General features: G+C 62.6%; 17 protein-coding genes. 10 read left to right on the forward strand and 7 right to left on the reverse strand.

All coding sequences use genetic code 11. The features are described 5' to 3' along the window. Positions 1-118 precede the first annotated feature (118 nt). Complete coding sequence (locus ACL0K2_RS20625) at positions 119-1,105, forward strand: lipid A deacylase LpxR family protein (RefSeq protein WP_413043323.1); 987 nt, start codon at positions 119-121, stop codon at positions 1,103-1,105. Between the two features lie 118 nt (positions 1,106-1,223). On the opposite strand, the gene ACL0K2_RS20630 is transcribed toward ACL0K2_RS20625, so the two are convergent. The 3 genes from ACL0K2_RS20630 to ACL0K2_RS20640 are packed head-to-tail and all read right to left on the reverse strand — an operon-like array spanning position 1,224 to position 4,367. Continuing rightward, entirely contained in the window at positions 1,224-1,568 is a 345-nt protein-coding gene (locus tag ACL0K2_RS20630; protein WP_239609751.1) for a YdbL family protein, read from the reverse strand. Between the two features lie 8 nt (positions 1,569-1,576). Beyond that, a complete protein-coding gene (locus ACL0K2_RS20635) occupies positions 1,577-1,768 on the reverse strand; it encodes a YnbE family lipoprotein (protein ID WP_045163692.1) in 192 nt (63 codons plus the stop codon). Between the two features lie 37 nt (positions 1,769-1,805). Continuing rightward, the gene (locus ACL0K2_RS20640; RefSeq protein WP_413043324.1) at positions 1,806-4,367 is read right to left on the reverse strand and encodes a YdbH domain-containing protein; all 2,562 of its coding nucleotides are present in this window, start codon (positions 4,365-4,367) and stop codon (positions 1,806-1,808) included. A 547-nt stretch (positions 4,368-4,914) separates the two neighbouring features. Between ACL0K2_RS20640 and ACL0K2_RS20645 the strand changes: the two genes are divergently transcribed. Further along, positions 4,915-5,268 (forward strand): tetratricopeptide repeat protein, encoded by a 354-nt coding sequence (locus tag ACL0K2_RS20645; protein WP_045163690.1) that lies wholly within the window; start codon positions 4,915-4,917, stop codon positions 5,266-5,268. A gap of 79 nt (positions 5,269-5,347) precedes the next feature. Then, entirely contained in the window at positions 5,348-6,820 is a 1,473-nt protein-coding gene (rmuC, locus tag ACL0K2_RS20650; RefSeq protein WP_413043325.1) for a DNA recombination protein RmuC, read from the forward strand. Between the two features lie 15 nt (positions 6,821-6,835). Here rmuC and ACL0K2_RS20655 read toward each other — a convergent pair whose 3' ends face one another. Continuing rightward, the gene (locus tag ACL0K2_RS20655) at positions 6,836-8,086 is read right to left on the reverse strand and encodes an MgtC/SapB family protein (protein ID WP_413043326.1); all 1,251 of its coding nucleotides are present in this window, start codon (positions 8,084-8,086) and stop codon (positions 6,836-6,838) included. Positions 8,087-8,168: 82 nt separating this feature from the next. Continuing rightward, positions 8,169-11,645 (reverse strand): NahK/ErcS family hybrid sensor histidine kinase/response regulator, encoded by a 3,477-nt coding sequence (locus ACL0K2_RS20660; protein WP_413043327.1) that lies wholly within the window; start codon positions 11,643-11,645, stop codon positions 8,169-8,171. 515 nt (positions 11,646-12,160) lie between these two features. On the opposite strand from ACL0K2_RS20660, the gene ACL0K2_RS20665 reads away from it, so the two are divergent. The 4 genes from ACL0K2_RS20665 (at position 12,161) to ACL0K2_RS20680 (ending at position 16,002) form a co-directional block, all read left to right on the forward strand. Beyond that, positions 12,161-12,730: a GNAT family N-acetyltransferase gene (locus tag ACL0K2_RS20665; protein WP_413043328.1), complete on the forward strand. Its 570-nt coding sequence runs from the start codon at positions 12,161-12,163 to the stop codon at positions 12,728-12,730. Between the two features lie 260 nt (positions 12,731-12,990). Next, positions 12,991-13,719: an AzlC family ABC transporter permease gene (locus ACL0K2_RS20670; RefSeq protein WP_413043329.1), complete on the forward strand. Its 729-nt coding sequence runs from the start codon at positions 12,991-12,993 to the stop codon at positions 13,717-13,719. After that, positions 13,701-14,027, forward strand: a complete 327-nt coding sequence (locus ACL0K2_RS20675; RefSeq protein ID WP_413043330.1) for an AzlD domain-containing protein — start codon at positions 13,701-13,703, stop codon at positions 14,025-14,027. Before ACL0K2_RS20670 ends, ACL0K2_RS20675 begins: the two co-directional genes overlap by 19 nt. Positions 14,028-14,124: 97 nt before the next feature. After that, entirely contained in the window at positions 14,125-16,002 is a 1,878-nt protein-coding gene (locus ACL0K2_RS20680) for an MFS transporter (RefSeq protein WP_413043331.1), read from the forward strand. Between the two features lie 21 nt (positions 16,003-16,023). On the opposite strand, the gene ACL0K2_RS20685 is transcribed toward ACL0K2_RS20680, so the two are convergent. After that, the gene (locus ACL0K2_RS20685; protein WP_413043332.1) at positions 16,024-16,947 is read right to left on the reverse strand and encodes a MalM family protein; all 924 of its coding nucleotides are present in this window, start codon (positions 16,945-16,947) and stop codon (positions 16,024-16,026) included. A gap of 151 nt (positions 16,948-17,098) precedes the next feature. After that, positions 17,099-18,388: a maltoporin gene (locus ACL0K2_RS20690; protein WP_413043333.1), complete on the reverse strand. Its 1,290-nt coding sequence runs from the start codon at positions 18,386-18,388 to the stop codon at positions 17,099-17,101. A 462-nt stretch (positions 18,389-18,850) separates the two neighbouring features. Between ACL0K2_RS20690 and ACL0K2_RS20695 the strand changes: the two genes are divergently transcribed. The 3 genes from ACL0K2_RS20695 (at position 18,851) to pcaH (ending at position 22,441) form a co-directional block, all read left to right on the forward strand. Beyond that, positions 18,851-20,494, forward strand: coding sequence for a glucan 1,4-alpha-maltotetraohydrolase domain-containing protein (locus ACL0K2_RS20695; protein ID WP_413044499.1), 1,644 nt, complete (start codon positions 18,851-18,853; stop codon positions 20,492-20,494). A gap of 197 nt (positions 20,495-20,691) precedes the next feature. Next, positions 20,692-21,609: a pca operon transcription factor PcaQ gene (gene pcaQ / locus ACL0K2_RS20700; protein ID WP_413043334.1), complete on the forward strand. Its 918-nt coding sequence runs from the start codon at positions 20,692-20,694 to the stop codon at positions 21,607-21,609. A gap of 112 nt (positions 21,610-21,721) precedes the next feature. After that, positions 21,722-22,441, forward strand: a complete 720-nt coding sequence (pcaH, locus tag ACL0K2_RS20705) for a protocatechuate 3,4-dioxygenase subunit beta (RefSeq protein ID WP_045163678.1) — start codon at positions 21,722-21,724, stop codon at positions 22,439-22,441. Positions 22,442-22,453 lie beyond the last annotated feature (12 nt).

Here is a 22,453-nt window from a genome sequence, read left to right on the forward strand (position 1 = left end):
CTGTGCAAGGGCCAGCCTACTGATACTTGGTCTATGGCGCATCTGTGAACGTTTGGCGGCACGCTGTGCTCTAAAACATGCATACATTCCCTATTGCATGTAACCAAGGAGCTGGGCCATGGCAATCCCGCGCTTGCACGCTCGCGTTTCCCTCGCCGTACTCGTCGCTTGTGTTCCGGTAGTCAGTCAGGCTGACCTGTATTCCCTGAAAATCGAAAACGATGTGATTGCTACCGGCAGTGATGGGCACTACACCAACGGCTTCGAACTGATGCGCTCGTTCGAACCCGATGCCGATCACTGGTCGCGTCAGTTTGCCGATATGCTGCCGGGCTGGCGTGCCGCCGAGGTGGACAGCGTCGCTTACCGGCTGGGGCATCAGATCTACACACCGAACGATATCGAGCGGACTGAACTGATCGAGGACGACCGTCCCTATGCCGGGCTGCTGTTCGCCGGGATGTCGATCTTTTCTGGTCATCAGTATGAAGGCTGGCGCAGTGCCAGCGGTTTGCATCTGGACGTGGGAATCGTCGGGCCTGCCGCCGGCGGCAAGAAGATCCAGCGCCGGGTCCATGAAGTCACCGACAGCGACGAGCCCAAGGGCTGGGACAACCAGCTGCGTAACGAGCCCTTCGTCAATCTGGCCTACCAGCACCGTTGGTGGTTGCAGCAACGCTTTGCCGGACTGGAATTCGAGTACGGGCCGAGCGCGGGCTTCTCGTTGGGCAATTTGTATACCTACGGCTCTGCCGGGCTGGGGCTGCGCATCGGCCAGGGACTGGCGCGTAGTTTCAGCATCCCGGCAGTGGCGCCGGCGCAGAGCGGCAGCATGTTCTTCACGCGCGGTGGCGGGTTCGCCTGGAACATCTTCGCTAACGTCGAAGGCCGATACATGGCGCAGAACATGTTGCTCGAAGGCAACACCTTCAAGAGCAGCCATTCGGTGGACCCGAACGAATGGGTGGGCGATGCCAAGGCCGGCATCGCGCTGACCTGGAACACCTGGCAGTTGGCGTTTGCCAGCGTCTGGCGCACCCGTGAATTCCATGGCCAGGACGAACACGATCAGTTCGGTTCGTTGACGGTTTCGACCTGGTTCTGACTGTCGTTCAGAGGTGGATCACGCTTCGGCGGTCCACCGAGCCAAGGGCGGATGATGCAAGAAGCGACATCCACCCTTCGGCTGATATCTGCGTGCTGCTGAGCGCTTGAGCCGCGCTCTACTTCTTCACCCAGGTGCCGTTGAGCTGGATCACTTGCCCCGATGGGGTTTTTTCGATGGCTTTCTTGCCGGCGATGGCTTCGACGTCACTGACGCTGATGCCGTTCTTCTGCGCCAGGCGATGGTACTCGGCACGCCGGGCCTGGTTGATCTGGCTGGCGATCTCTTCGGCCTGACCGCCGCCCTGTACCACGCCCAGGTAACCGTCGGGCTTCTCGCCGAGCTGGCCGCTGGCCTTGGCCTGACCCAGGGCCGACATGGCTTCGTTGAGGGTCATGGCGGCGGCGGGCAGCGCCAGGCACAGCGCCATGAGCAGGGTTCCGAGTTTCAGATAGGTTTTCATAAGCGTCCTCAGAACAGACCACTGTCTTCGTTGATGATCGAGTCGAGTTGCTTGTCGACCTTGATGTAGATCTCGTGCTCGATTTTCACGTTGAGGTTGATATTGATCGGCTCGTTGGGCACGGCCAGCTCCACGCGCGGGGTACAGGCGCTAGTCAGCAGGGCCAGCACCAGAATGCTGAAGGGATGATGCAACCGCATGACGGTCTCTCCTGGTCGATATCGTCGCTACAGTGCCTCATCTAAGGCGTTCCTGCACGCGTCGTTGAATGGTTTCGCTGACTCGATCAGACAATTGCAGGCTGGTCAGCAAGGCCGGGATGTTTTCTTCGAGATTGATCGAGAAGTTGATCGGGCGACCGCCTTCCAGCGCCGGATTGCGTCCTTGTAGCCTGAGGCCCAGGTCGAGCTTGCCGTCGGCGGCGTAGTGCACATCACTGGCGAGCAGGTCGTAGTGAAAGTCATCCAACGCTTCGGTTACCAGGCGCATGGCTGGATTGGCCTGACCCAATGCCTGGATTTTCGCTGAACGGAACTGCAAGGCGCCGCCCGGCTCTCGCGCCTTCAGCGATCCCTGCTCGATGCTGATCCCGGCCGCGCTGCGTTGCACCTGCAGCTCGCCGTCGATCACCCCGGTACCCGATAACCCTTCGGTGGGGTAGGCCTCGAGCAACAACGGGAGCTGCAGTCCGCGCAGATGAGCGTTCAGTCGTTGGGTGCTGGCCGCCAGATCGGCGTCTCCAGGGTCTAGCCAGAGTCGACCACCCAGCAGGCGCACTTCTGCGGTTTCCCAGCTGAGGCGGCCCTGGTCGAGACGGTCGATGTCACCCGTGTAGTGGCCGTTGAACAGCAATGGGCCGAAGGTGAAACCGGGGTTGGCCTGTCGCAGCGTCAGTTCCGCTATCTCCAGGTGCAGCTGGTTTTTGCGCAGGGTGGCTGACAGGTTCGCGTCCAGCCCGCTTAGCTCGGTGCGGTCGTAGATGCCGCCGAGTCCCTTCGCGCTGAGCGTCGCGGTCACCTCGGGAGCGCCGTTCGCCGGTAGGGCGAGCTGCCCCTGGCCCTGCAGCCGTCCGGTGCTCAGCTCCAGCAATTTTGGCCAGTCGGCGAGGGTGGCGGACACGGGATTGCCCGCACGCAGAAACACTTCGGGGAGGCTCGCGCTCAGGCGGGTCGTGCCGCTGGACCAGTTGTGATCGAGCTTAAGGGGCAAGGTGAGCCCGGCGTCGTTTTGCAGTGGCCCATCGAGTACGATCCGTTCGCGACCGGTGTCGAGCTTTCCGCTCCAGCGCCAGCCCTGTGGTCGCAGGGCTGAGTGCCTGAGTTCGGCAATCGTCACCGCGGCTTGACCATTCACCTGAAGCCCCTGTAACTGGCGATCGGCGAAGTTCGCCTCGATACCCAGACCGGACAGGTCCACTCGCAGCGTATTGGCCAGCAGATCGGTACCGCTGCTCAAGCGGGCCAACGTGATCCACGAATCCTTGTCGAGCCGGATGGTGGCGGCTTCCGCGGAGGCGCGGCCATGCAGTCGAAGGTCAGCGGCGAGGCCTTTCAGATTAGTCCCTGGAAACGAGAGTTCAGGGCTTTGCAGGCGAAGACCGATCTGTTCCAACGACAACGCGTAGGGCGCGCTGGTCTCGAGGAGCAACCGACCGTCGAGCGTAAGCGGTGTGGGTCCGCTGGCAGCGAGGTGCACCTGCAACGGCAGCTGCGATACCGATTGTCCGTTGGCTGTCGGCGTGATTTTCAGCGTGGCGGCGTCGGGTCGTAGCTGCGCCGGGAGTTCGGAGAGCAGTGTCGCCGCCGGTCGCAGTTGCAGGTCGGTGATCAGTTCGGTAGGGATCCAGGCGCCGCGGTCAACTTTGGCGGTCACGTCCAGCTGCCCTTGCAACTGGCCAATGCCCACCACTGGCCAGGGCGCTGGCAGATTGGCCGAGAGACGGAACTCGCCGTCCAGCGTGTCCCATCCTCCAGCCAGATCGCTGCTATCCACATGCAGCGCCCAGCCGGCGCCGACGCGCATTTGCTCGGGTAACTCTGGAAGCGTCGGAGGCTCGTAATCCAGCCAGTCGCCGAGCCATTCCAGTAGCCAGGGTGCTTCCGGCAGTTCGCTCATCGCCAGGGCTCCGCGCCAAAACGTTGTGTGTTCGTCCGACGTCAGTTGGTTTTGCATGGAAAGGCGCTGTTCACCATCCAGCAGCAGCTGCAGATCTACGTGGGCTTCGTCGTTCTGATCGTAAGCATTCAGCGCCGCCGCCAAACGGTGGGAGTGGTGCGTGAATTGAAGATTTAGCGTGGCCGGCAACGGCTCCTGGCCGGCATGCTGCCAGCTTATTTCCCCCTGTTCTCGACAGATGCCGCTGGCGCAGGGCAAAGCCAGGACGAGCGAAGCAATATGTCCGTTACGGGGCACCCAGGCCGCCCATCGCTCCAGTTGCTGGCGATCGGGCAAGGCCAGCGGCTCCACGCTGTCGTCCGTGACGGTTGCCGGCTGCCATTGAACGTCGAGGCGATCGATGTCCAGCGATCGAAGGCGTAGCGGCCATCCGCTTTCTATACCGAGCCGCAAGGTGTCGGCTGTCACTGCGAGCCGTTCGTCGTCTGCCGGGTGCCGAACCAGGACAAGTTGTCGCACTTCAAGGTGGCCGGCAGTCAAGCGTACCCCGCTGACATCGAACGTAACGATGCCGAACTCGCGCTTGAGTTGCTGCCAGCGCAAGCCACCGTAGACGCCGATGCCCAGGACGAGCAGGGCCAGGCCTGCGAGCGCCAAGATCAGGACTTTCCGCCGCTTTGCCATACCTCTTCCCATTGCCATCGACGGCTAAGCATAAGCGCGTCGACCCGCGCTTGCGACTGGCGCGCCGACGACACGCCGTCGCGGATAAAGTTCCTGGTTTTGCAGGGTTGGCGTGCCCTGAGGCGCTTGAGATGGGGTTCTAGCACTAGCTGCGCCAAACTTGTGCACATTCGTCGGAGCGCCTTGTCAAGCGCTTATGACAAACTGTCGCAAACCGCGTCGCGTCATAGATCGATAATAACTACCTGAAAAATAAAGAAATTTTTCATTGGTGAAAAAAAAGCCAGTTTAACCGCAGCCCGCTAACCATAGGCGTTAGCGAAATTTGTTACCGGCTTGTCCACTGAGTTATCCACAGGTTCTGTGGATTAATTTTTTATGTGAGTCAGTTCGCTTTTTTTTGTTTTTTGCAAGACTTTAACTCTGTGAAAAAAGGAGTAGAGTGCGCGCCCTTGTTCCCCCGAAGCTCTCGGTGACCATGAGAACGCGTCCTCTTGCTTCGACTACGGTCGACAGCACTTCAACTTCTCCGCGCCTGCCATTGCGCATGGCGCTGTGGCTGCTGGACAGCCAGCGTCTAGGACAGACCAAGAGTGTCAAACGTATCGCCGGCCGGATGCTTAAGCAGCCAGCGCTCGAAGGCGTGGTCGAGGCACAGAGCCGCCTTGGACGGTTGCTTTGTACCGACTGCGACAGCCAGCGCGATCGGCGCATCGGGTTCGAGCTGCTGCGTCAGGCCGCCCGCGCGGGCGACTGCCAGGCGCAACTGGAACTGGGACAGCTGTATTGCCAGCCCCAGTACCGGGAGCTGGGCAAGGCCAGGCACTGGTTGGAGCAGGCCGCTGCGCAGGGCTCTGCCGAGGCCTCTCGTGTCCTGCAACGCTTGCCTGCCAAGCGCTAGAGCGGCCTGAATAGAGCGTTTGGCCTGACCGACATGCGTCAGCTGGCTATACTGCCCGGCAATTCAGCCGGAGCCCACCATGCCGCTCGACCCCATCTATCTGCTCGCCGGGCTTGGTTCCCTCTGTGTGCTGCTGACTGCCGTTGCGGTCATCCTTTCGCAGCGCCTTTCCAAGCGCCAAGCCGAACTGGCCTTGCTCGACGAGCGGCTCAGCCAGGCGACATTGGCGCAGGAGGGCTTGAACGTGCAGTTGGAAACCAGCCGTCTTGCCCATGCCGATCTCAGCGAGTCTCGCTCCGCGCTACAGGCCGAGCTGGCTGCGCTGCGCCGCGAGACCGAGTGGCTCCAGGCTCAGCGCCTGGAAAACCGCGACGCTCTCAGCGACCTCGAGGCCGAGCGCGACGCGCAGCAATCCGAGCTGCGCGCACTGAGCGCCGCTCACGCTGCGGTCACGGCCGAACTCAATGAACAGCAAAAGACCCACGAGCAGCGCCTGGAAGATCTTCAGGGCGCTCGGGACGAGCTGCGTGCGCAATTTGCCGAATTGGCCGGAAAGATTTTCGAGGAGCGCGAGCAGCGCTTTGCCGAGGCCAGTCATGAGCGACTCGGACAATTGCTCGACCCGCTGAAGGAGCGCATCCAGTCGTTCGAGAAGCGCGTCGAGGAAAGCTACCAACATGAGGCGCGCGAGCGTTTTTCGTTGGCCAAGGAGCTGGAGCGGCTGCAGCAGCTCAATCAACGTCTGGGCGACGAGGCCACCAACCTGACGCGCGCCTTGCAAGGGCAAAAGACCCAAGGCAACTGGGGCGAGCTGATCCTCGAGCGGGTACTGGAGCATGCCGGGCTCGAGAAGGGCCGCGAATACCATACCCAGGTCAGCCTCAGGAGCGCCGACGGCGAGCGCTTCCAGCCTGACGTGTTGATCCAGCTACCTGGCGACAAGCAGGTGGTGGTGGATGCCAAGGTCAGTCTTACCGCTTATCAAGCGCTAACCTGCGCGGAGGACGATGCAGGTCGCGCGCTGGCGCTCAAACAGCATGTTCTGTCGCTGCGCAATCATCTGAAAGGCTTGTCGCTAAAGGACTATCAGCGTCTCGGTGGGTTGCAGAGCCTGGATTTCGTGTTGCTGTTCGTCCCGATCGAAGCGGCTTTTGCCGCGGCGCTGCAGGCCGATCCGGAGCTGTTTCAAGAAGCGTACGGCAAGCACATCGTGATCGTCAGTCCGACCACCTTGCTCGCCACCTTGCGGGTGATCGACAGCCTCTGGCGGCAGGAGCGGCAAAGCCAGAACGCCCGGGAAATCGCCGAACGGGCCGGAGCGCTGTACGACAAGCTCGCTGCATTCATCCAGGATCTGGACGAGATCGGCAATCGCCTGCAGCAGCTGGACAAGGCTTATATCGGCGCGCGCAACAAGCTCACCGACGGCCGCGGCAATCTGGTCGGCCGCGCCGAACAGTTGAAACTCCTGGGTGCCCGCGCCAGCAAGCGCTTGCCAGCCGACTGGCTGGAGCGTGCCGGGGCCGAGACGCCGCTGGAGGCTGAAGAGTAGCGACCACGCTTCGCCTCATGCCAGCCACAGCACTGCGAGCCCGACGAGCAGGCCGCCGAACATGAACGGCCACGTCAGCCTTGCCATAGCGCGCCCGCCGATGAGAAGGATCAGGCCGGCCTTGACCAGACTATTGCTGAATGCGGCGAGAAAGATGCCGCGGACCGCGACAAGCTCGCTCAAATCGGTGCGCGCGCTGTTGGACAGCGACAGGGTGATGGCATCCACATCGGTCAGGCCGGACAGCAGCGAGACCAGGTAGATGCCGGTATCGCCCAGCAGCCGCCGCGCGCCCTCTACAAGAAACAGAATGATCACCAACAAGCCGGCGAAGCGCAGCGCCGGGCCCAACTCGAAAGGATTCTTCAGTGGGGGCTCGGCCGCGTTCTCCGGCTGTTGCGCCGCGCGCAGGTAGTAGAAAAGGGCTCCAGCGGCATAGATCAAACCGGTCGTCAGCATGGGGGCGAGCAGCGACGGCAGCAGCTCGCGGTTGATCAGTCCGACCTCCAGCAACACCCGCGGAAACATCAGCGCTGAGGTCGCCAGCAGGCCGGCGGCCAAGGCGGGACGCAGCTTTTCGGCGTCCAGGCGGGCAAGGGTGATGGTCATCGCTGTCGAAGAAACGATGCCGCCGAGCAGCGCGGTGACCAGCAGCCCGTGGCGGGTCCCCAACAGACGGATGGAGACATAGGCGGCGAAGCCTATGCCGGCGATCAGCACCACCATCCACCAAGTGGTATAGGGGTTGAAGGCTTGCCAGGGGCCGTAGCCCTCGTTGGGCAGTGCCGGCAGCAAAACCACCGAGATGAATAGCAGCTTCAGTGCGCCGCTCAATTCGGCTTCGTTGAGACTGCGCAACGCACCATGCAGGCGGGCTTTCAGGCTCAACAGCAGCGCCACGACGACGGCAAGGGACGCGGCCAGCAAGCGGCTTTCGACGACAGCCAGACTGCCAAGCAGGAACGTCAGCAGCAACGCGACTTCGGTGGTCATGCCGTAATCGGCGTTGGAACGGGATCCGACCAGATATCCGGTGATGGTCAGCAGGGCCAGCGCAGCGAACACGGCGACCCAGACGATTGCGCCGAAATGGCTTGCGCTCAGTGCCGCGAGCCCACCGAACAGCCCGCTGAGGCCGAAGGTGCGGATGCCAGCCAGTTCCACCATGTCCGCGTCATTGCCGCGACCGCTCCAGCTGCGCTCGGTACCGATCAGCAGGCCAGCGCCCAAAGCGGTCGCCAGGTTTAACAGCAATTCGAGGGCCATGAGGGCAATACGCCAGCAGCTTCGGACCACTTCAGTTTAGCTGTCGCACCGCAGCGCAGACTTGCTCTGGCGCAAGCCTGCTTCAATGCAGCGGTACGTGGCGGCTCATCAGCGCACGCAAGGCCGCCGGCTTGACCGGTTTGGCCAGAAAATCCAGCCCCGTCGCGTGGATGGCGGCAATCAGCTCGGGCCGCCCGTCGGCGCTGATCACCACACCTGGCACCGGCTCACCGAGACGCGTGCGCAGCCAGGCCATCAGCTGCGAACCGGTTTCGCCATGGTCCAGGTGGTAGTCGACCAGCACCAGCTGCGGCCGCACGTCTTCGTTCAGCAGCGCCTCGCATTCGGCCCGGTTGCTGGCGGTCCAGACCTGGCAGCCCCAGCGCGACAGCAGGCTGTGCATGCCGACCAGAATGCTGTCTTCGTTGTCGATGCATAGCACCTGGACGCCGGTTAGCGCGGTCTGTTGCGCTTCGCCGTTGCCGCTGCCACTGGCGTTGATCGGTCGGACCGCCTGACTGGCGATAGGCACCGTCACGCTGAACACGCTGCCCTTTCCTGGCCAGGAGCGAACCGACAGCGGATGGTTGAGTACCTGGCAGAAGCCGTCGGCGATCGCGAGACCCAGTCCAAGGCCTTTCTCGGCTCGGGTCTGATGGCTGTCCAGGCGTTTGAACTCCTCGAAGATCACCTGCAACTTGTCTTCGGCAATACCGGGGCCGCGGTCCCAGACCTCAAGGCGCAAGAAGGCACCCTGACGGCGCGCGCCCAGAACCACGCGGCCTTTGGCGTAGCGGAAGGCGTTGGTCAGGAAATTCTGCAGCACACGGCGCAGCAGGCGGATGTCGCTGTCGACGCGCAGCCGGCTGCTATGCACCTTGAAGTCGACGCCCTGTTCAGCGGCCAGCATGGTGAACTCGGTGCGCAGCGTGTCGAACAGGGTCTCCAACGGGAAGGGGCTGCGATCTGGGGTGATACGCCCGTTCTCCAAACGTGAAATGTCCAGCAGATCGGAGATCAGGTCCTCGGCCGAGCGCAGCGAACTGTCCAGATGACGGACCAGATCCCGCGCCTCGCTCGGCAGGGCGTCATGCTGGTGCGACAAGGCGGCGGAGAACAGCCTGGCGGCGTTCAACGGTTGCATCAGATCATGACTGACCGCCGCCAGAAAGCGCGTCTTCGACTGGTTGGCAGCCTCTGCGGTGCTCTTGGCTGCGGTCAATGCCTTGTTCAGCTTCGACAATTCCTGGGTCCGTTCGCTGACGCGCTGCTCCAGGCCTTCGTTGGCGTCCTTGAGGGCGCGTTCGGCCTCGCGGAAGGCGGTGATGTCGCTGAAGCTCATGACGAAGCCGCCACCAGGCATCGGATTGCCGATCAATTCGACCACGCGACCGTTGGGGAGCGTCCGTTCGGAGGTGTGTGCACGGCCCTGGCGCATCCAGTACAGCCGCTTGGCCACATGGGTGTCCGGATCACCAGGACCACAGAGGCCGCGCTCGGCGTTGTAGCGGATGATGTCGGCGATCGGCCGACCGATGTAGACCAACCCGTCCGGGTACTCGAACAGATCCAGATAGCGGTGGTTCCACGCCACCAGCTGCAGCGACTGATCGACCACGCTGATGCCCTGGGTGATGTTTTCGATCGCGCCCTGCAGCAATGCACGGTTGAACTGCAGCACTTCGGATGCTTCGCCGACGATGCGCACCACGTCGTCGACCTGCATGTCACGACCTTCCAGGGCGGCCTTGACCACCGCACGGGTCGAAGAGGCGCCCAGGACACCGGCGAGCAGGCGCTCGGTGTGGGCAATCCATTGGCCGTCGGCTTGCTGCTTAGGCGAATAATCATGCCCGTGACGCCGGGCGAAGCGCTGGAAGCTGAGCGCCGCGCGCTCGGCGCCGACGAAGCGCGAGGCCAGCGACAGCAGATCCTCGACCTGCACGGCGAGCAGCCGGCGGGCGTTGGGTGTGGCGTGTATCTCCTGGCCGATGAAACGACTGGCTTGCCAATGCTCGGCGACGCGGGTTTGCGACAGGATCGAGACCCAGAAGAACAGCGTCGCGTTACCCACCAACGACAGCGTTACACCGAGCGTCAGCGCGCTGGTGTTGAACGGCAGTTCGGTGGTGTACATCCACTGCAGGCCGGGGAACATCTCCAGCGGCCAGCCGAGCAGCGGCAGGATCAGCGTATAGACCCAGATCAGCGCGCCAGCGGCGAGGCCGGCAAACACACCACGCCGGTTGGCCTGCTTCCAGTACAGCGCGCCGACCATGGCCGGGGCCAACTGGGTCAGCGCGGCAAAGGCGATTTGGCCGATGGTCGCCAGGCTGGCGCTGGAGCCGAGCAGGCGGTAGCTCACATAAGCCAGCAGCAGGATGGCGACGATACTGATGCGGCGCACCGAGAGCATCCAGTGGCGGAACACCTCGAACGGTTGTTCGGCCTCCTTGCGGCGCAGCAGCCAGGGCAGCAGCATGTCGTTAGAGACCATGGTCGACAGGGCTACGCTGGCAACGATGACCATGCCAGTGGCCGCCGAGGCGCCGCCAATGAAGGCCAGCATCGCCAGGGCCGGATGGGCTTCGGCCAAGGGCAGGCTGATCACGAAAGAGTCGGGCGTGATACCGCTCGGCAGCAGCATCTGCCCGGCCAGTGCGATCGGGATGACGAATACGGCGGCCAGCACCAGATACAGTGGGAACACCCAGCGCGCCAGCCGGAAGTCGCGCGGCTCGATGTTCTCCACCACGGTCACGTGGAACTGCCGCGGCAGGCAGACAATAGCCATCAGCGCCACGGTGGTCTGCACCAGCATTGCGGGCCAGTTCACCGTTTCTTCCCAGTAGCCCTTCAGCTCCGTGGAAGCGTAGGCCTGGTTGAAAAGGTCGCCGAAGCCGTCATACAGGCCGAACGTGACGAAGACGCCCACCGCAATAAAGGCGAGCAGCTTGACCAGCGACTCGAATGCAATCGCCAGAACCATGCCGCGGTGATGCTCGGTGACATCCAGGTTGCGCGTGCCGAACAGCACGGTGAACAACGCAAGCACGATGGAGACGATCAGGGCAGTGTCCCGCGTGCCGGAGCCGGCGACCGCCTCGCCGTGATTGCCGATCAGCAGGTTCACGCCCAGCACGATGCCCTTGAGCTGCAGCGCGATGTAGGGCAACACGCCCACCAGACAGATCAAAGTGATGATCACCGCCAGCAACTGTGATTTGCCATAGCGGGCGGCAATGAAGTCAGCAATCGAGGTGATGTTCTCCTGCTTGCTGATCATGATGGTCTTCTGAATCACCTGGGGCGCCAGCATCATCAGCAGTATCGGCCCGAGGTAGATCGGCAGGAAGGACCAGAGCTGCTCGGCGGCCTGGCCGACGGAGCCGAAGAAGGTCCAGCTGGTGCAATAGACCGCCAGCGACAGGCTGTAGACCCAGGCGCGCGCACGCGGCGACATCGGCGCGCTGTTGCGATCGCCATAGAAGGCGATGGCAAACAGTACGGCCATATAAGCAAAGGCGACCAGCGCGATCAGCCCACCAGACAACGACATTAGAACTCCATGCGACAGATAAAATGCGGCTTCGGCTTTGGCCATTGCTGGGCAATGGCTGGGCGCGCCGGGCCAGGCAGCTCACATAGCCGGTACCGACTCATCGTGCCGTTGACGCCGACCGGAGTCAGCCGATGCGGTGCGACCGGGATACCGCACGGATGGCTGTTCAGGCTCGGTGGGTTTCCGATAATCCGATAACCGGCGGCTGGCTGCCGCCTATTGATAGATGAATCTGCAAAGTTTCGCAGTAAAAGAGCTGTGCGTGTTACGGCTGCGACCATGGTCGCATGAGGTGGCTCGTCGCGGCCGGTATCGGTGAAAATGCCGTGCTAGACAACCGGCTGGCGGAGCTGAGCGTTCATGCCGAATGGCGGATTCGCTGCCGATCGTATGAACGGTTGAGGTCAGGCTCGCTCGGATCGGCCATTAGCAGCAGGCGGGACAGGCGCCGGGCACTTCCCGCCTGTGCAACGATCACAACAGCGTCCGTGCCCCTATCAGGAGAGTATTCGATGTTCACGCCGCGTCCGGTGACTTTGCACAGAGGCGCCTTGCGTCTGGAGCCACTTGCAGAAGCCGACATCCCGGCTTTGGTGGAGCTGGCCGAGCGCAACCGCGACGAGCTGATCTACCTCAGCGGGCCTCTGCGCCCGGACTGGTATCGCTTTGCGCTCAACGAGCAACGCGATGGGCGCGCGGTGGTTTTTACCTTGCGCATGGCTGATCGCATCATCGGGACCACGCGCTTCGCCGATTTCAATCCCGCGCTACCGGCCGCTGAGCTCGGCTGGACCTGGTTGGACCAGGCCGAGCACGGCAGCGGCCTGAACACCTCGATCAAGTATCTGTTGCTCAAGCACGCCTTTGAGGAATGGCAACTGGTGCGCCTGCAGCTGAAGACCGCTGCCAGCAATCTGCGCTCGCAACGTGCCATCGAAAAACTCGGCGCCCAGCGCGAAGGACTGCTGCGCAATCATCGCCGCCTCGCGGACGGGCGGCTGGACGACACCGTCCTCTACAGCATCACCGACCGTGAGTGGCCGACGGTCAAAGACGCATTGGAGGCGCGAGCGAGCGCATGACTATCGGGCTGCACCGGGTGCGTGAGCGCGGCGCTGCGCGCAGCTGTAACGATTCGGGCGGCGGGGCGGTGCGGCTTCGACGAGCGCCGCCTCTGCACAGGCGGGCCCCGTCGCCGTCGGGGCCAACATAAGGTAATGTCTGTCGTTTTCACGGGCGGATCGTCCTCAGTCATCAGCTCGTCTTCATCTTCCCCTACGCTGCGACCGCAATGGCGGTGCGTAGCGTTTCATCGTTTGCGGTGCATAGCTAAGGAGCCCCGATGTCCCGCTTGCAGGAGTTCTTGCACGGTTGCCGCGATATCTTTCCACTGATCGTCGGCGCGATCCCGTTTGGCATCATCTTCGGCACGCTTTCGATCGGCGCTGGACTCTCGACCTGGCAGACCATCGGCATGTCGGCGCTGGTGTTCGCCGGTTCCGCGCAGTTCATTGCAGTCACCTTGATCACCGGTGGCGTTGGCGCAGCCGTGGTATTGATCACCACTTTCGTGGTCAACCTGCGCCATGCGCTCTACAGCGCGGCGTTACAGCCGTTCGTGCGGCATCTGTCGAGTCGTTGGCGAGTGCCGCTGGCGTTCTGGCTGACCGACGAGGCCTTCGCTGTCATCCAGCATCGCTACGCCCGCGACGATGCCTCGCCACACAAGCATTGGTTCTTCCTCGGGGCGGCACTGACCATGTACCTGAGCTGGCAACTGGCAACCTTGGCCGGCATCGCCTTTGGCCAGGCAGTACCGGACGTGGCCAGCTGGGGCCTGGATTTCGCCATGATCGCGACCTTCGTCGGCATCGCCGTACCGATGATGCGCACCCGTCCGCAGGTGGCTTCGGCGCTGGTCGCCGCGGCTGTGGCGTTGCTGACCTGGGAGCTGCCTTACAAGCTGGGCCTGATCGCCGCGGCGCTGGCCGGCATCATCGTTGGCGTCTGGCTCGAGCAACGGGCCGAGCGTCGTCAGGGGGAGGCGAGCCAATGCAAACCTGGCTGCTGATTTTCGGCATGCTGGCGATCACCTTCATGATTCGCTACAGCTTTTTTGCCTGGCCCAACCTGCGCTTTCCGCGGTTGGTGGAGCAGGGGTTGCACTACGTGCCGGTCGCCGTGCTGACCGCCATCGTTGTGCCAAGCATGCTGATGCCCGAAGGGCACTGGGCGCTGGATTGGCAGAACGCCTATCTGCTCGGTGGCCTGCTCGCAATCCTCATTGCAGCGGTTACCCGCAACCTGCTGGCGACCATCGCTGGCGGGTTGTTGTGTTTCTTTCTATTGCGCTGGGCGTTCGGGCAGCTGCCAGTGTGACGGACCGCCCAGCACGCCACTCGACAGCGACCATGATGTGTCCTTCCGCGGCCTGCCACGCTCCAACCGACAATGTCCTCTCCATGGAACCGGATCGATGACCAAGCCCCACTCGCAGTTCACCCTGTTCGGCAAACGGCGTTTCCTGCCATTCTTTCTGACCCAGCTGTCAGGCGCCTTCAACGACAACCTGTTCAAGCAGGCTTTGATACTGGCGATTCTCTACAAGATCGGCTCGAACGCCGATACCAGCCTGCTGATCAACCTGTGTGCGCTGCTGTTCATCTTGCCGTTCTTTCTGTTCTCCGCTCTTGGCGGGCAGCTGGGTGAGAAATTCGCCAAGGAGCGCCTGATCCGGGCGATCAAGGCGGGTGAGATCGTCATCATGCTTGCCGGTGCGGCCGGCATGTTGCTGGGAAATCTTCCGTTGTTGCTGGTCGTGCTGTTCTGCATGGGCACCCAGTCGGCGCTGTTCGGGCCGGTCAAATATTCCGTCTTGCCCAAATTGCTCGAGGATCACGAGCTGGTCGGCGGCAACGCACTGGTGGAAATGGGCACCTTCCTGGCGATTCTTGCCGGGACGATCACGGCCGGGGTGATGATGGCCAGCGAGGGTTACGCCCAGCTGATCGCTGGCAGCGTCGTGCTGATGGCTGTAGCCGGTTACCTCGCGAGTCGTGGAGTGCCGGCTACCGGCGCCTCGTTACCGTCCCTGCAGATGGACTGGAACCTGTTTCGGCAAACCGGCGCGATCCTGCGGATGGGGCTGGGGCAGCGCCTGTCGGTGTCGCGCTCGCTGATCGGTAACTCCTGGTTCTGGTTTCTCGGCGCGACCTACCTGACCCAGATTCCGGCCTATTCGAAAGATCTGCTGCACGGCGATGAAACCGTCGTCACGTTGATCTTGACGGTCTTTTCGGTGGGCATCGCCCTCGGCTCGCTGCTCTGCGAGCGCCTCTCCGGGCACAAGGTGGAAATCGGCCTGGTGCCGTTCGGCTCCTTCGGTCTGACGCTGTTCGGCCTGTTGCTGTGGTGGCATTCGGGTGGATTCCCGCAGGGGGCGGCGCCACACGATTGGCTGGGATTGCTGAGCGTTGGGCAGGCCTGGTGGATTCTCGGATCGGTGCTCGGGATCGGTGTGTTCGGAGGGTTCTACATCGTGCCGCTGTATGCGCTGATTCAGTCGCGCACCGCCGAGCAGGAGCGGGCGCGGGTGGTTGCGGCGAACAACATCCTCAATGCCCTGTTCATGGTCACCTCGGCCCTGGTGGCCATCGTGTTGCTGAGCGTCGCCGGACTGTCGATTCCGCAGCTGTTTCTAGTCGTGTCGCTGATGAACGTGGCGGTAAGCGCCTACATCTTTAGCATCGTGCCGGAATTCAGCATGCGCTTTCTGGTGTGGCTGCTCGGCCATTCGATGTACCGGGTGCGTCAGCAGGGCCTCGACGCGATCCCCGAGGAAGGCCCGGCAGTGCTGGTCTGCAACCATGTGTCCTTCGTCGACGCACTGCTGATCGCCGGCGCCGTACGCCGGCCCGTGCGCTTCGTCATGTACTACCAGATCTTCCGTATTCCGGTACTGAACTTCATCTTTCGGACCGCGGGCGCGGTGCCTATCGCTGCTCGACATGAAGACGAAACCATCTACAGCGAGGCGTTCGAGCGCATCAGTCGCTACCTGAGCAACGGCGAAGTGGTGTGCATCTTTCCTGAAGGCAAGCTCACCACCGATGGCGAGATGAACGAGTTCAAGGCGGGGGTAGAGCGCATTCTCGAGGCGAATCCGGTGCCCGTGGTGCCCATGGCGCTGCGCGGATTATGGGGAAGTTTCTTCAGTCGCGATCCGAAGAAGGGCTTCTTCCGCCGGATCTGGTCCAGGGTCGACCTGATCGCCAGCGCCCCCGTCGCCGCGAACCAGGCCAATCGTCAACAGCTGCAGGCGCAGGTCGGTTTGCTGCGTGGCGACCGCCGCTAAGCGAAGACCGCCGCGTCGCCTCTACTTGATCTCGATGCGTTCCAGCAAATACGCCTTGGCGCTGGCAACACCGACCCGTGCGGCTTCGTCGGCCAGGCGTAATGCACGTTCCAGGTCCTTGCTGGCCAAAGCCGCATCGATGCCCTGGCGGTAGTAGGCCTGGGTTTCCGGCAGCACAGCGGGCGCAGGTACGGACGGCAGATCATTGCCCATTTCGCGGCCGGTGCTATACGCGGGTACGTAGGTGTTGGCCTGCTGCCCGCCAGCCTTGTCTTCGATCAGCACCATCTTGATCACACCAGTGGGCGAATGGATTGCAACCGGGTTGGGCAGGCTCGGTGGCTCGTTGCCCAGCGCCTTGGCGTAGGCCTTGGCGGGGTGTTCCAGGGTGGTCTGGCCCGATAGCTGGTCTTCGCTGGTGTAAAGCACCAGGTAATACTCGTTGCCGGGGTTATCAAGGTAGGTGCGATCGACACGCAGGCGCGCATCTAGGCTGTCACCCTTCAGGCCGGCGGCGGGTGCATAGATGAAGTCGTCGGCATCGAGGATGCGGGTGGGCCGCAGGTTGCTGTCGAGCAGCATGGCGCTGGGCGCCAATACGGTTTTACCGGCCTGGCTATAGAGGCGAATCTCGAAAGACTTGCTGTCCTTGGGTAGTGCGAAGGCCCGGAAGAAGCTCTTGCCGCTGTCGAAGCGGTAAGCCGGGGCAGTGGCATTCAGCGTCACGTCACCGCTAAAGGTCACGGGAATTGGCTGGAACGGAAAGTCAGCGATCGCGTCGCAGCAGATCGATGCATCTGCTAATGCCTGACGCGCGCTGGTTATCGACTGCTCCAGCGGCGCGGGCGTATGCGCCAGGGCATCGACCCGGCGCAGGGGATCACTGCCGCAGCCGGCAGTCAGCAGCACGGCGAGGCCAAGCAGGGGAAATCTCAGATTGCTCATAGGAGCTACTCCAGTCGCCAATCGAAAAAGACCCCGACCAGCCACGGTCGAGGTAAAAACACCGCCGGAACGGTGGGAGCGGAAGTCGAGCAGTGCACAGCTCGGCGGGCAGCGGGAGGAGCACCGCTGCGCCGCGCCGGCCATCAGACGATTACCACCAGGCTTCAGCCTGGACGCCGAAGGTAATGCCATCGTCTTCGCCCGCGTCGATGGACTCGCTAGCGGCTTGGTAGCGGCCGCCATCCCACTGGGCGTAGGTAGCAAACACGCGGATCTGCGGACGGGCCCAGAAGCTGCGGCCGGCTGACCACTGCTGGGCGAGGGTGAGTTTCTTGAGATCACGGCTGCGCTCGCCGTCGGCCTGCGGGTCGATGCGGTCGTAACCGAACTCCAGCGCGGTACTCATGGTGTCGTTCCACTTGTAGACCGGGCGAACGCCAAAGGAGAGCCATTTCTGGCCGGACTCGTTATCGAAGTCGCGGTCCTCAAAGATCTGCACGTACATCATTTCGATGGTGTCGGTGATGCCGACCACGCCCTGGTTGACCAGGCGGAGCATGTCGCCATCGCTGTTGCCGGTGCTGTTGCGCCCGCTGCTGGCGATGATGCCGTCGGTGCCGTACTGAATCGCTAGCTTGTTGTAGCCGCCAAACCAGTTGGCCTGAGTGTGCTCGAGGGTGACCAGATGACCTTTCTGGTCCTGATAGCCATCGTCACGCTCCTGAAAATCCGTCAGGTTGGCCTTGCCATAGTCGTAGCCGATCTCTAGCTTGCCGTTGGGGTTGACGTCGATCTCGCCAATGCGGAAGTCCAGGGTGTCGTTGGCGATGTTGGTGCCGGTACCCGACCCCTGATAGGTCCATTCGCCATCGGTGTTACGGATCCACGCGATGCTGGCCTTGCCGAAGCCCAGGTCGATGTCTTCGATACCCGCGCCCGGACCCGATACGTCCCAGTAGTAGTAATCGTTGATGTGAACATCGTGGCGCTTGTAGTAGCGCTTTCCGGCCCAGATGTCGGCTCCCGGTAGGCTCGCGATCAGGTTGTGGCCGACCACGTTGAACTGACGGATCGCGACATCGCCGCCTTCATCGAAGGGGTTGTTGGCATCGCCATTGGTGTCGGTGCGGGTCGCTTCCCAGTCGTTAGCCTGGCGCGAGTTGTAGGCGATCATGCTGTCGACGTAGAAGCTCTGTTCGCCTTCCTTCCACACTTCCTGACCCAGGCCGATCTCGGCATAGGTTTCGCACTCGTTGCCGAGGCGATATTTGGCTGGCGCCCCCGCAGCCTGAAAGCAGGCCTGATCACCGCCGCCGGCGGTGGCACCGACGCCGGAGCGCATATAGCCATGAAAATCCACCGCATGGCTCGGCATGGCCGCCAGCAGGGCAGCGCAGAGCAGGGTGGGTTGCAGAAGACGTACGGATTGTTGCCGGTTCATCGCGAAAGTCCTTTGTTCTTTTTGTTGGTCGGGAGCGGCCGGCGCGGTACGGCCGGTCAGGCACGGCCGACGAGGTACTGCGAGCCGTGACGCCTGTATCGGCCCGGTGGTGTACCGGATCGAGCTGGCGCTGAACGAAAGCCTGCGGATCGGCGATGTTCGCAACATCCTCCCGGCAAGATTTTTTCGAGGCGGAGCGCCAGGGCGTAGCGAGGGAGGAGGGCTGGCGGCGAAGGGGGCGGTGCGCATTACGCCTGGCCACTAAGCCCGAGAAAAACCTCTCGGGGAGGTATGGCATGGCCGGATGGCGCGGCACTCTGGCCCGGGCGGTGGCGTTCGCGTCACTGTCTGCGCCCGGTCGACCGGGGAATCCGGTGGCCGCTGTCGGGTGCTCACAACAATTACAAAAGTGGAGCTACTTCGATGAAACATCCCTTGCTTCCTGCCCGCCTGGCGTTGGCGATGTCCTCCTTGCTGCTGACGCTGAGCGGCGCTCATGCAGCCGATCTCGCCGGTAAGAGTCCGGCCGGGGTTCGTTACCACGGCGGTGATGAAATCATCCTCCAGGGTTTCCATTGGAATGTGGTCCGCGAATCGCCTAACAACTGGTACAACACCCTGCGTGACATGGCGCCAACCATCGCTGCTGATGGCTTCAGTGCGATCTGGATGCCGGTGCCCTGGCGCGATTTCTCCAGTTGGAGCGACGGCGTCAACTCAGGCGGCGGGGAGGGCTACTTCTGGCACGACTTCAACAAGAATGGCCGCTATGGCAGCGACGCCCAGCTCAAGCAGGCCGCCGGAGCTCTCAACAATGCCCAGGTGAAGGTGCTCTACGACGCGGTGCCCAACCATATGAACCGGGGTTACCCGGACAAGCAAATCAATCTGCCGGCCGGCCAGGGCTTCTGGCGCAACGACTGCGCCGACCCGGGCAACTACCCCAACGATTGCGACGATGGTGATCGCTTCATTGGCGGCGATGCCGATCTAAACACCGCCAATCCGCAGGTCTACGGGATGTTTCGCGACGAGTTCGCCAACCTGCGCAGCCACTACGGTGCCGGCGGCTTTCGTTTCGATTTCGTCCGCGGTTACGCCGGTGAACGGGTTGATAGCTGGATGGGTGCCGCCCACGACAACGCCTTCTGCGTCGGTGAGTTGTGGAAGGCGCCGGCCGAGTATCCGAGTTGGGATTGGCGCAACACGGCCAGCTGGCAGCAGGTGATCAAGGACTGGTCCGATCGCGCCAAGTGCCCGGTGTTCGACTTCGCCCTCAAGGAGCGCATGCAGAACGGTTCGATCGTCGACTGGAAGAACGGCCTGAATGGCAACCCGGACCCGCGCTGGCGGGAGGTGGCGGTCACCTTCGTCGACAACCACGACACCGGCTATTCGCCTGGGCAGAACGGTGGGCAACACCACTGGGCACTGCGCGATAACCTGGTGCGGCAAGCCTACGCCTATATTCTTTCCAGCCCCGGCACGCCAGTGGTGTATTGGTCACATATGTACGACTGGGGCTACGGCGATCTGATTCGTCAGTTGATTCAAATCCGCCGCTCCGCAGGTGTGCGGGCTGATTCGGCGATCGAGTTCCACAGTGGTTATTCCGGCCTGGTGGCGACTGTTCACGGGACCGCGCAAACGCTGGTGATCGCGCTCGGATCTAACCTGAACAACCCCGCTCAGGTCAGCGCTGGTAGCTTCAACCAGGCGCTGAATCAGGACGACGGTCAGCTGCGTATCTGGACCACTGGCAATACCGGCGGCGACGATGGCGACACTGGAGGTGGCGAGGACGGCAACCTGGTCAGCGTCAATTTTCGCTGTGACAACGGTATCACCCAACCTGGCGACAGCGTGTATGCCGTCGGCAGCCTGACTCAGCTTGGTAGCTGGGCCCCGGCCAACGCGGTGCGACTGACCGATGTCAGCGATTATCCGACCTGGAAGGGCAGCATCGCTCTACCGGCCCAACAGGCACTGGAATGGAAGTGCATCGTGCGCAGCGAAACCAATGCGACCGAGGTGAAGCGCTGGCAGCCGGGCAGCAACAACACGACCACGACCGCGGCGGGGGGCATCACTAGCGGCAGCTTCTGATCGGCAGGTCGTTGAGAAACCACCAGCGTTGCCGACGCTGCATTGATAAAAAGCTCGGCTGCCTCGTCTAGATTTTCAACGGCCTGTTAGCTCACGCGTCAGGTTGCAGCCAACGGCCGGTTTTGCCCTGGCACCCGGCCGGGCTTTGTGGACAATGGCCTTCGGTAGTTTCCGTCGCGAACCAAAGGCCGATCACAGTGAACCTCGACAGCCGCATCAAGTTTCGTCATCTGTTGTGCTTCATCGAGGTATCCCGACAAGGCAGCCTGGCGCGTGCGGCCGAGGTCATGTCGGTCAGCCAGCCGGCAATCTCCAAGACGCTAAAAGAATTGGAAGAGCTGCTCGAGGCGAGCCTGTTCGACCGCAGCAAGCAGGGCGTGACCCTGACAGCGGCCGGGCAGGCTTTTTTGCGCTACGCGGGTCCGAGCGTGCAGGCGTTGCGCGAGGGCGTGCGCAGCCTGCGTGCCGGTGAGCATGAGGCCGGTGCGGTGCGTCTGGGCGCGTTATCGACCGTGGAAAGCTCGCTGCTGCCGGACGTGGTGCGGCGCCTTCACGATCAGCACGCGGCGCTGGTGGTGAGCGTGATCACCGGCCCCAGCGCGTATCTGCTAGGCCAGCTGCGCGGCGGTGAGCTGGATCTGGTGGTCGGGCGCATGACCGATGCCCCGCAAATCGAGGGACTCAGCTTCGAGCATCTCTATAGCGAATCCATGACCCTGGTGGTTCGCCCGGGACACGATTTGCTCGACGGTGATCGCAGTCGTCTGGGCGAGTTTCCGGTGGTCCTGCCGCAGAGCGGCACCACCATTCGACGACATGCCGATGGCCTGTTCATCCAGCTCGGCATCAGCCCGCCACCGCGGCGGCTCGAAACGCTATCCGTATCACTCAGCAGGCATTACGTGCGGGTCAGCGACGCGGTTTGGGTGGCGCCGCTCGATGCGGTGCGCGAAGACCTGTCGACGGGGCAGCTTCAGGAGCTGGATCTCGGCCTGAAGGAGCCGGGGGGCTCGGTCGGCATCTGCACCAACCCGACCTTGCCGGCCAGCTTGGCGATGCAATGGTGCCGTGAGGCACTGAGGGAGGCCGCGGCGGGTTTGCGCGCCCATCCATAACCGTACGGTTATGGATGAGGGCCAGCTTTTCAGTGTTCGGCTGCGGCAGCCTGCCGCACACTGAGGCTTGCCTGCTCGAAACGCCTTCCAATTCCAAGAAAAGGAGATAGCCATGTCCGATCTGGACACCAGCCTGTTCGTCGCGCGAGACCGCAACTGGCATCCCAAGGCGCTGACGCCCGACTACAAGACGTCGGTGGCGCGCTCCCCGCAACAGGCGCTGATCACCCTGGCTCCTTCGATTTCCGAGACCACCGGACCGGATTTCTCGCACCTGAAATTCGGCAAACACGACAACGACCTGCTGCTCAACTTCGATAACGGCGGGCTGCCGATCGGCGAGCGCATCATTGTCTCCGGGCGGATCATGGACCAATACGGCAAACCGATTCCGCACACCCTGGTGGAAATGTGGCAGGCCAACGCCGGTGGCCGCTACCGCCATAAGAACGACCGTTACATCGCCCCGCTGGATCCCAACTTCGGCGGCGTTGGTCGTGCGCTGAGCGACAGCGAAGGCAACTACGTCTTCCGCACCATCAAGCCGGGCCCTTATCCATGGCGCAATGGCCCGAACGAATGGCGCCCGGCGCATATCCATGTCTCCATCAGCGGCCCGTCGATCTCCACCCGGCTGATCACGCAGCTGTATTTCGAAGGCGACCCGCTGATTCCGCTGTGCCCGATCGTCAAGACCATCGGTGATCCGGAGGCAGTGCAGAGCCTGATCGCCAAGCTCGACATGGGCATGGCCAATCCGATGGACTGCCTGGCCTACCGCTTCGATATCGTGCTGCGTGGCCAGCGCAAAACCCATTTCGAAAACCGCTGAGAAGGAGACGAT

Source organism: Pseudomonas sp. YJ42, assembly GCF_047225135.1.
GTDB classification, from domain to species: domain Bacteria; phylum Pseudomonadota; class Gammaproteobacteria; order Pseudomonadales; family Pseudomonadaceae; genus Stutzerimonas; species Stutzerimonas stutzeri_E.

Coding starts and splice junctions, on each gene's coding strand:
- ACL0K2_RS20645 (WP_045163690.1), top strand. CDS start 4,915: ATGGCGCTGTGGCTGCTGGACAGCCAGCGTCTAGGACAGACCAAGAGT.
- ACL0K2_RS20695 (WP_413044499.1), top strand. CDS start 18,851: ATGTCCTCCTTGCTGCTGACGCTGAGCGGCGCTCATGCAGCCGATCTC.
- ACL0K2_RS20680 (WP_413043331.1), top strand. CDS start 14,125: ATGACCAAGCCCCACTCGCAGTTCACCCTGTTCGGCAAACGGCGTTTC.
- ACL0K2_RS20660 (WP_413043327.1), bottom strand. CDS start 11,645: ATGTCGTTGTCTGGTGGGCTGATCGCGCTGGTCGCCTTTGCTTATATG.
- ACL0K2_RS20630 (WP_239609751.1), bottom strand. CDS start 1,568: ATGAAAACCTATCTGAAACTCGGAACCCTGCTCATGGCGCTGTGCCTG.
- ACL0K2_RS20635 (WP_045163692.1), bottom strand. CDS start 1,768: ATGCGGTTGCATCATCCCTTCAGCATTCTGGTGCTGGCCCTGCTGACT.
- ACL0K2_RS20690 (WP_413043333.1), bottom strand. CDS start 18,388: ATGAACCGGCAACAATCCGTACGTCTTCTGCAACCCACCCTGCTCTGC.
- ACL0K2_RS20655 (WP_413043326.1), bottom strand. CDS start 8,086: ATGGCCCTCGAATTGCTGTTAAACCTGGCGACCGCTTTGGGCGCTGGC.
- ACL0K2_RS20640 (WP_413043324.1), bottom strand. CDS start 4,367: ATGGCAAAGCGGCGGAAAGTCCTGATCTTGGCGCTCGCAGGCCTGGCC.
- pcaH (WP_045163678.1), top strand. CDS start 21,722: ATGTCCGATCTGGACACCAGCCTGTTCGTCGCGCGAGACCGCAACTGG.
- ACL0K2_RS20670 (WP_413043329.1), top strand. CDS start 12,991: ATGTCCCGCTTGCAGGAGTTCTTGCACGGTTGCCGCGATATCTTTCCA.
- ACL0K2_RS20685 (WP_413043332.1), bottom strand. CDS start 16,947: ATGAGCAATCTGAGATTTCCCCTGCTTGGCCTCGCCGTGCTGCTGACT.
- ACL0K2_RS20675 (WP_413043330.1), top strand. CDS start 13,701: ATGCAAACCTGGCTGCTGATTTTCGGCATGCTGGCGATCACCTTCATG.
- ACL0K2_RS20625 (WP_413043323.1), top strand. CDS start 119: ATGGCAATCCCGCGCTTGCACGCTCGCGTTTCCCTCGCCGTACTCGTC.
- ACL0K2_RS20665 (WP_413043328.1), top strand. CDS start 12,161: ATGTTCACGCCGCGTCCGGTGACTTTGCACAGAGGCGCCTTGCGTCTG.
- rmuC (WP_413043325.1), top strand. CDS start 5,348: ATGCCGCTCGACCCCATCTATCTGCTCGCCGGGCTTGGTTCCCTCTGT.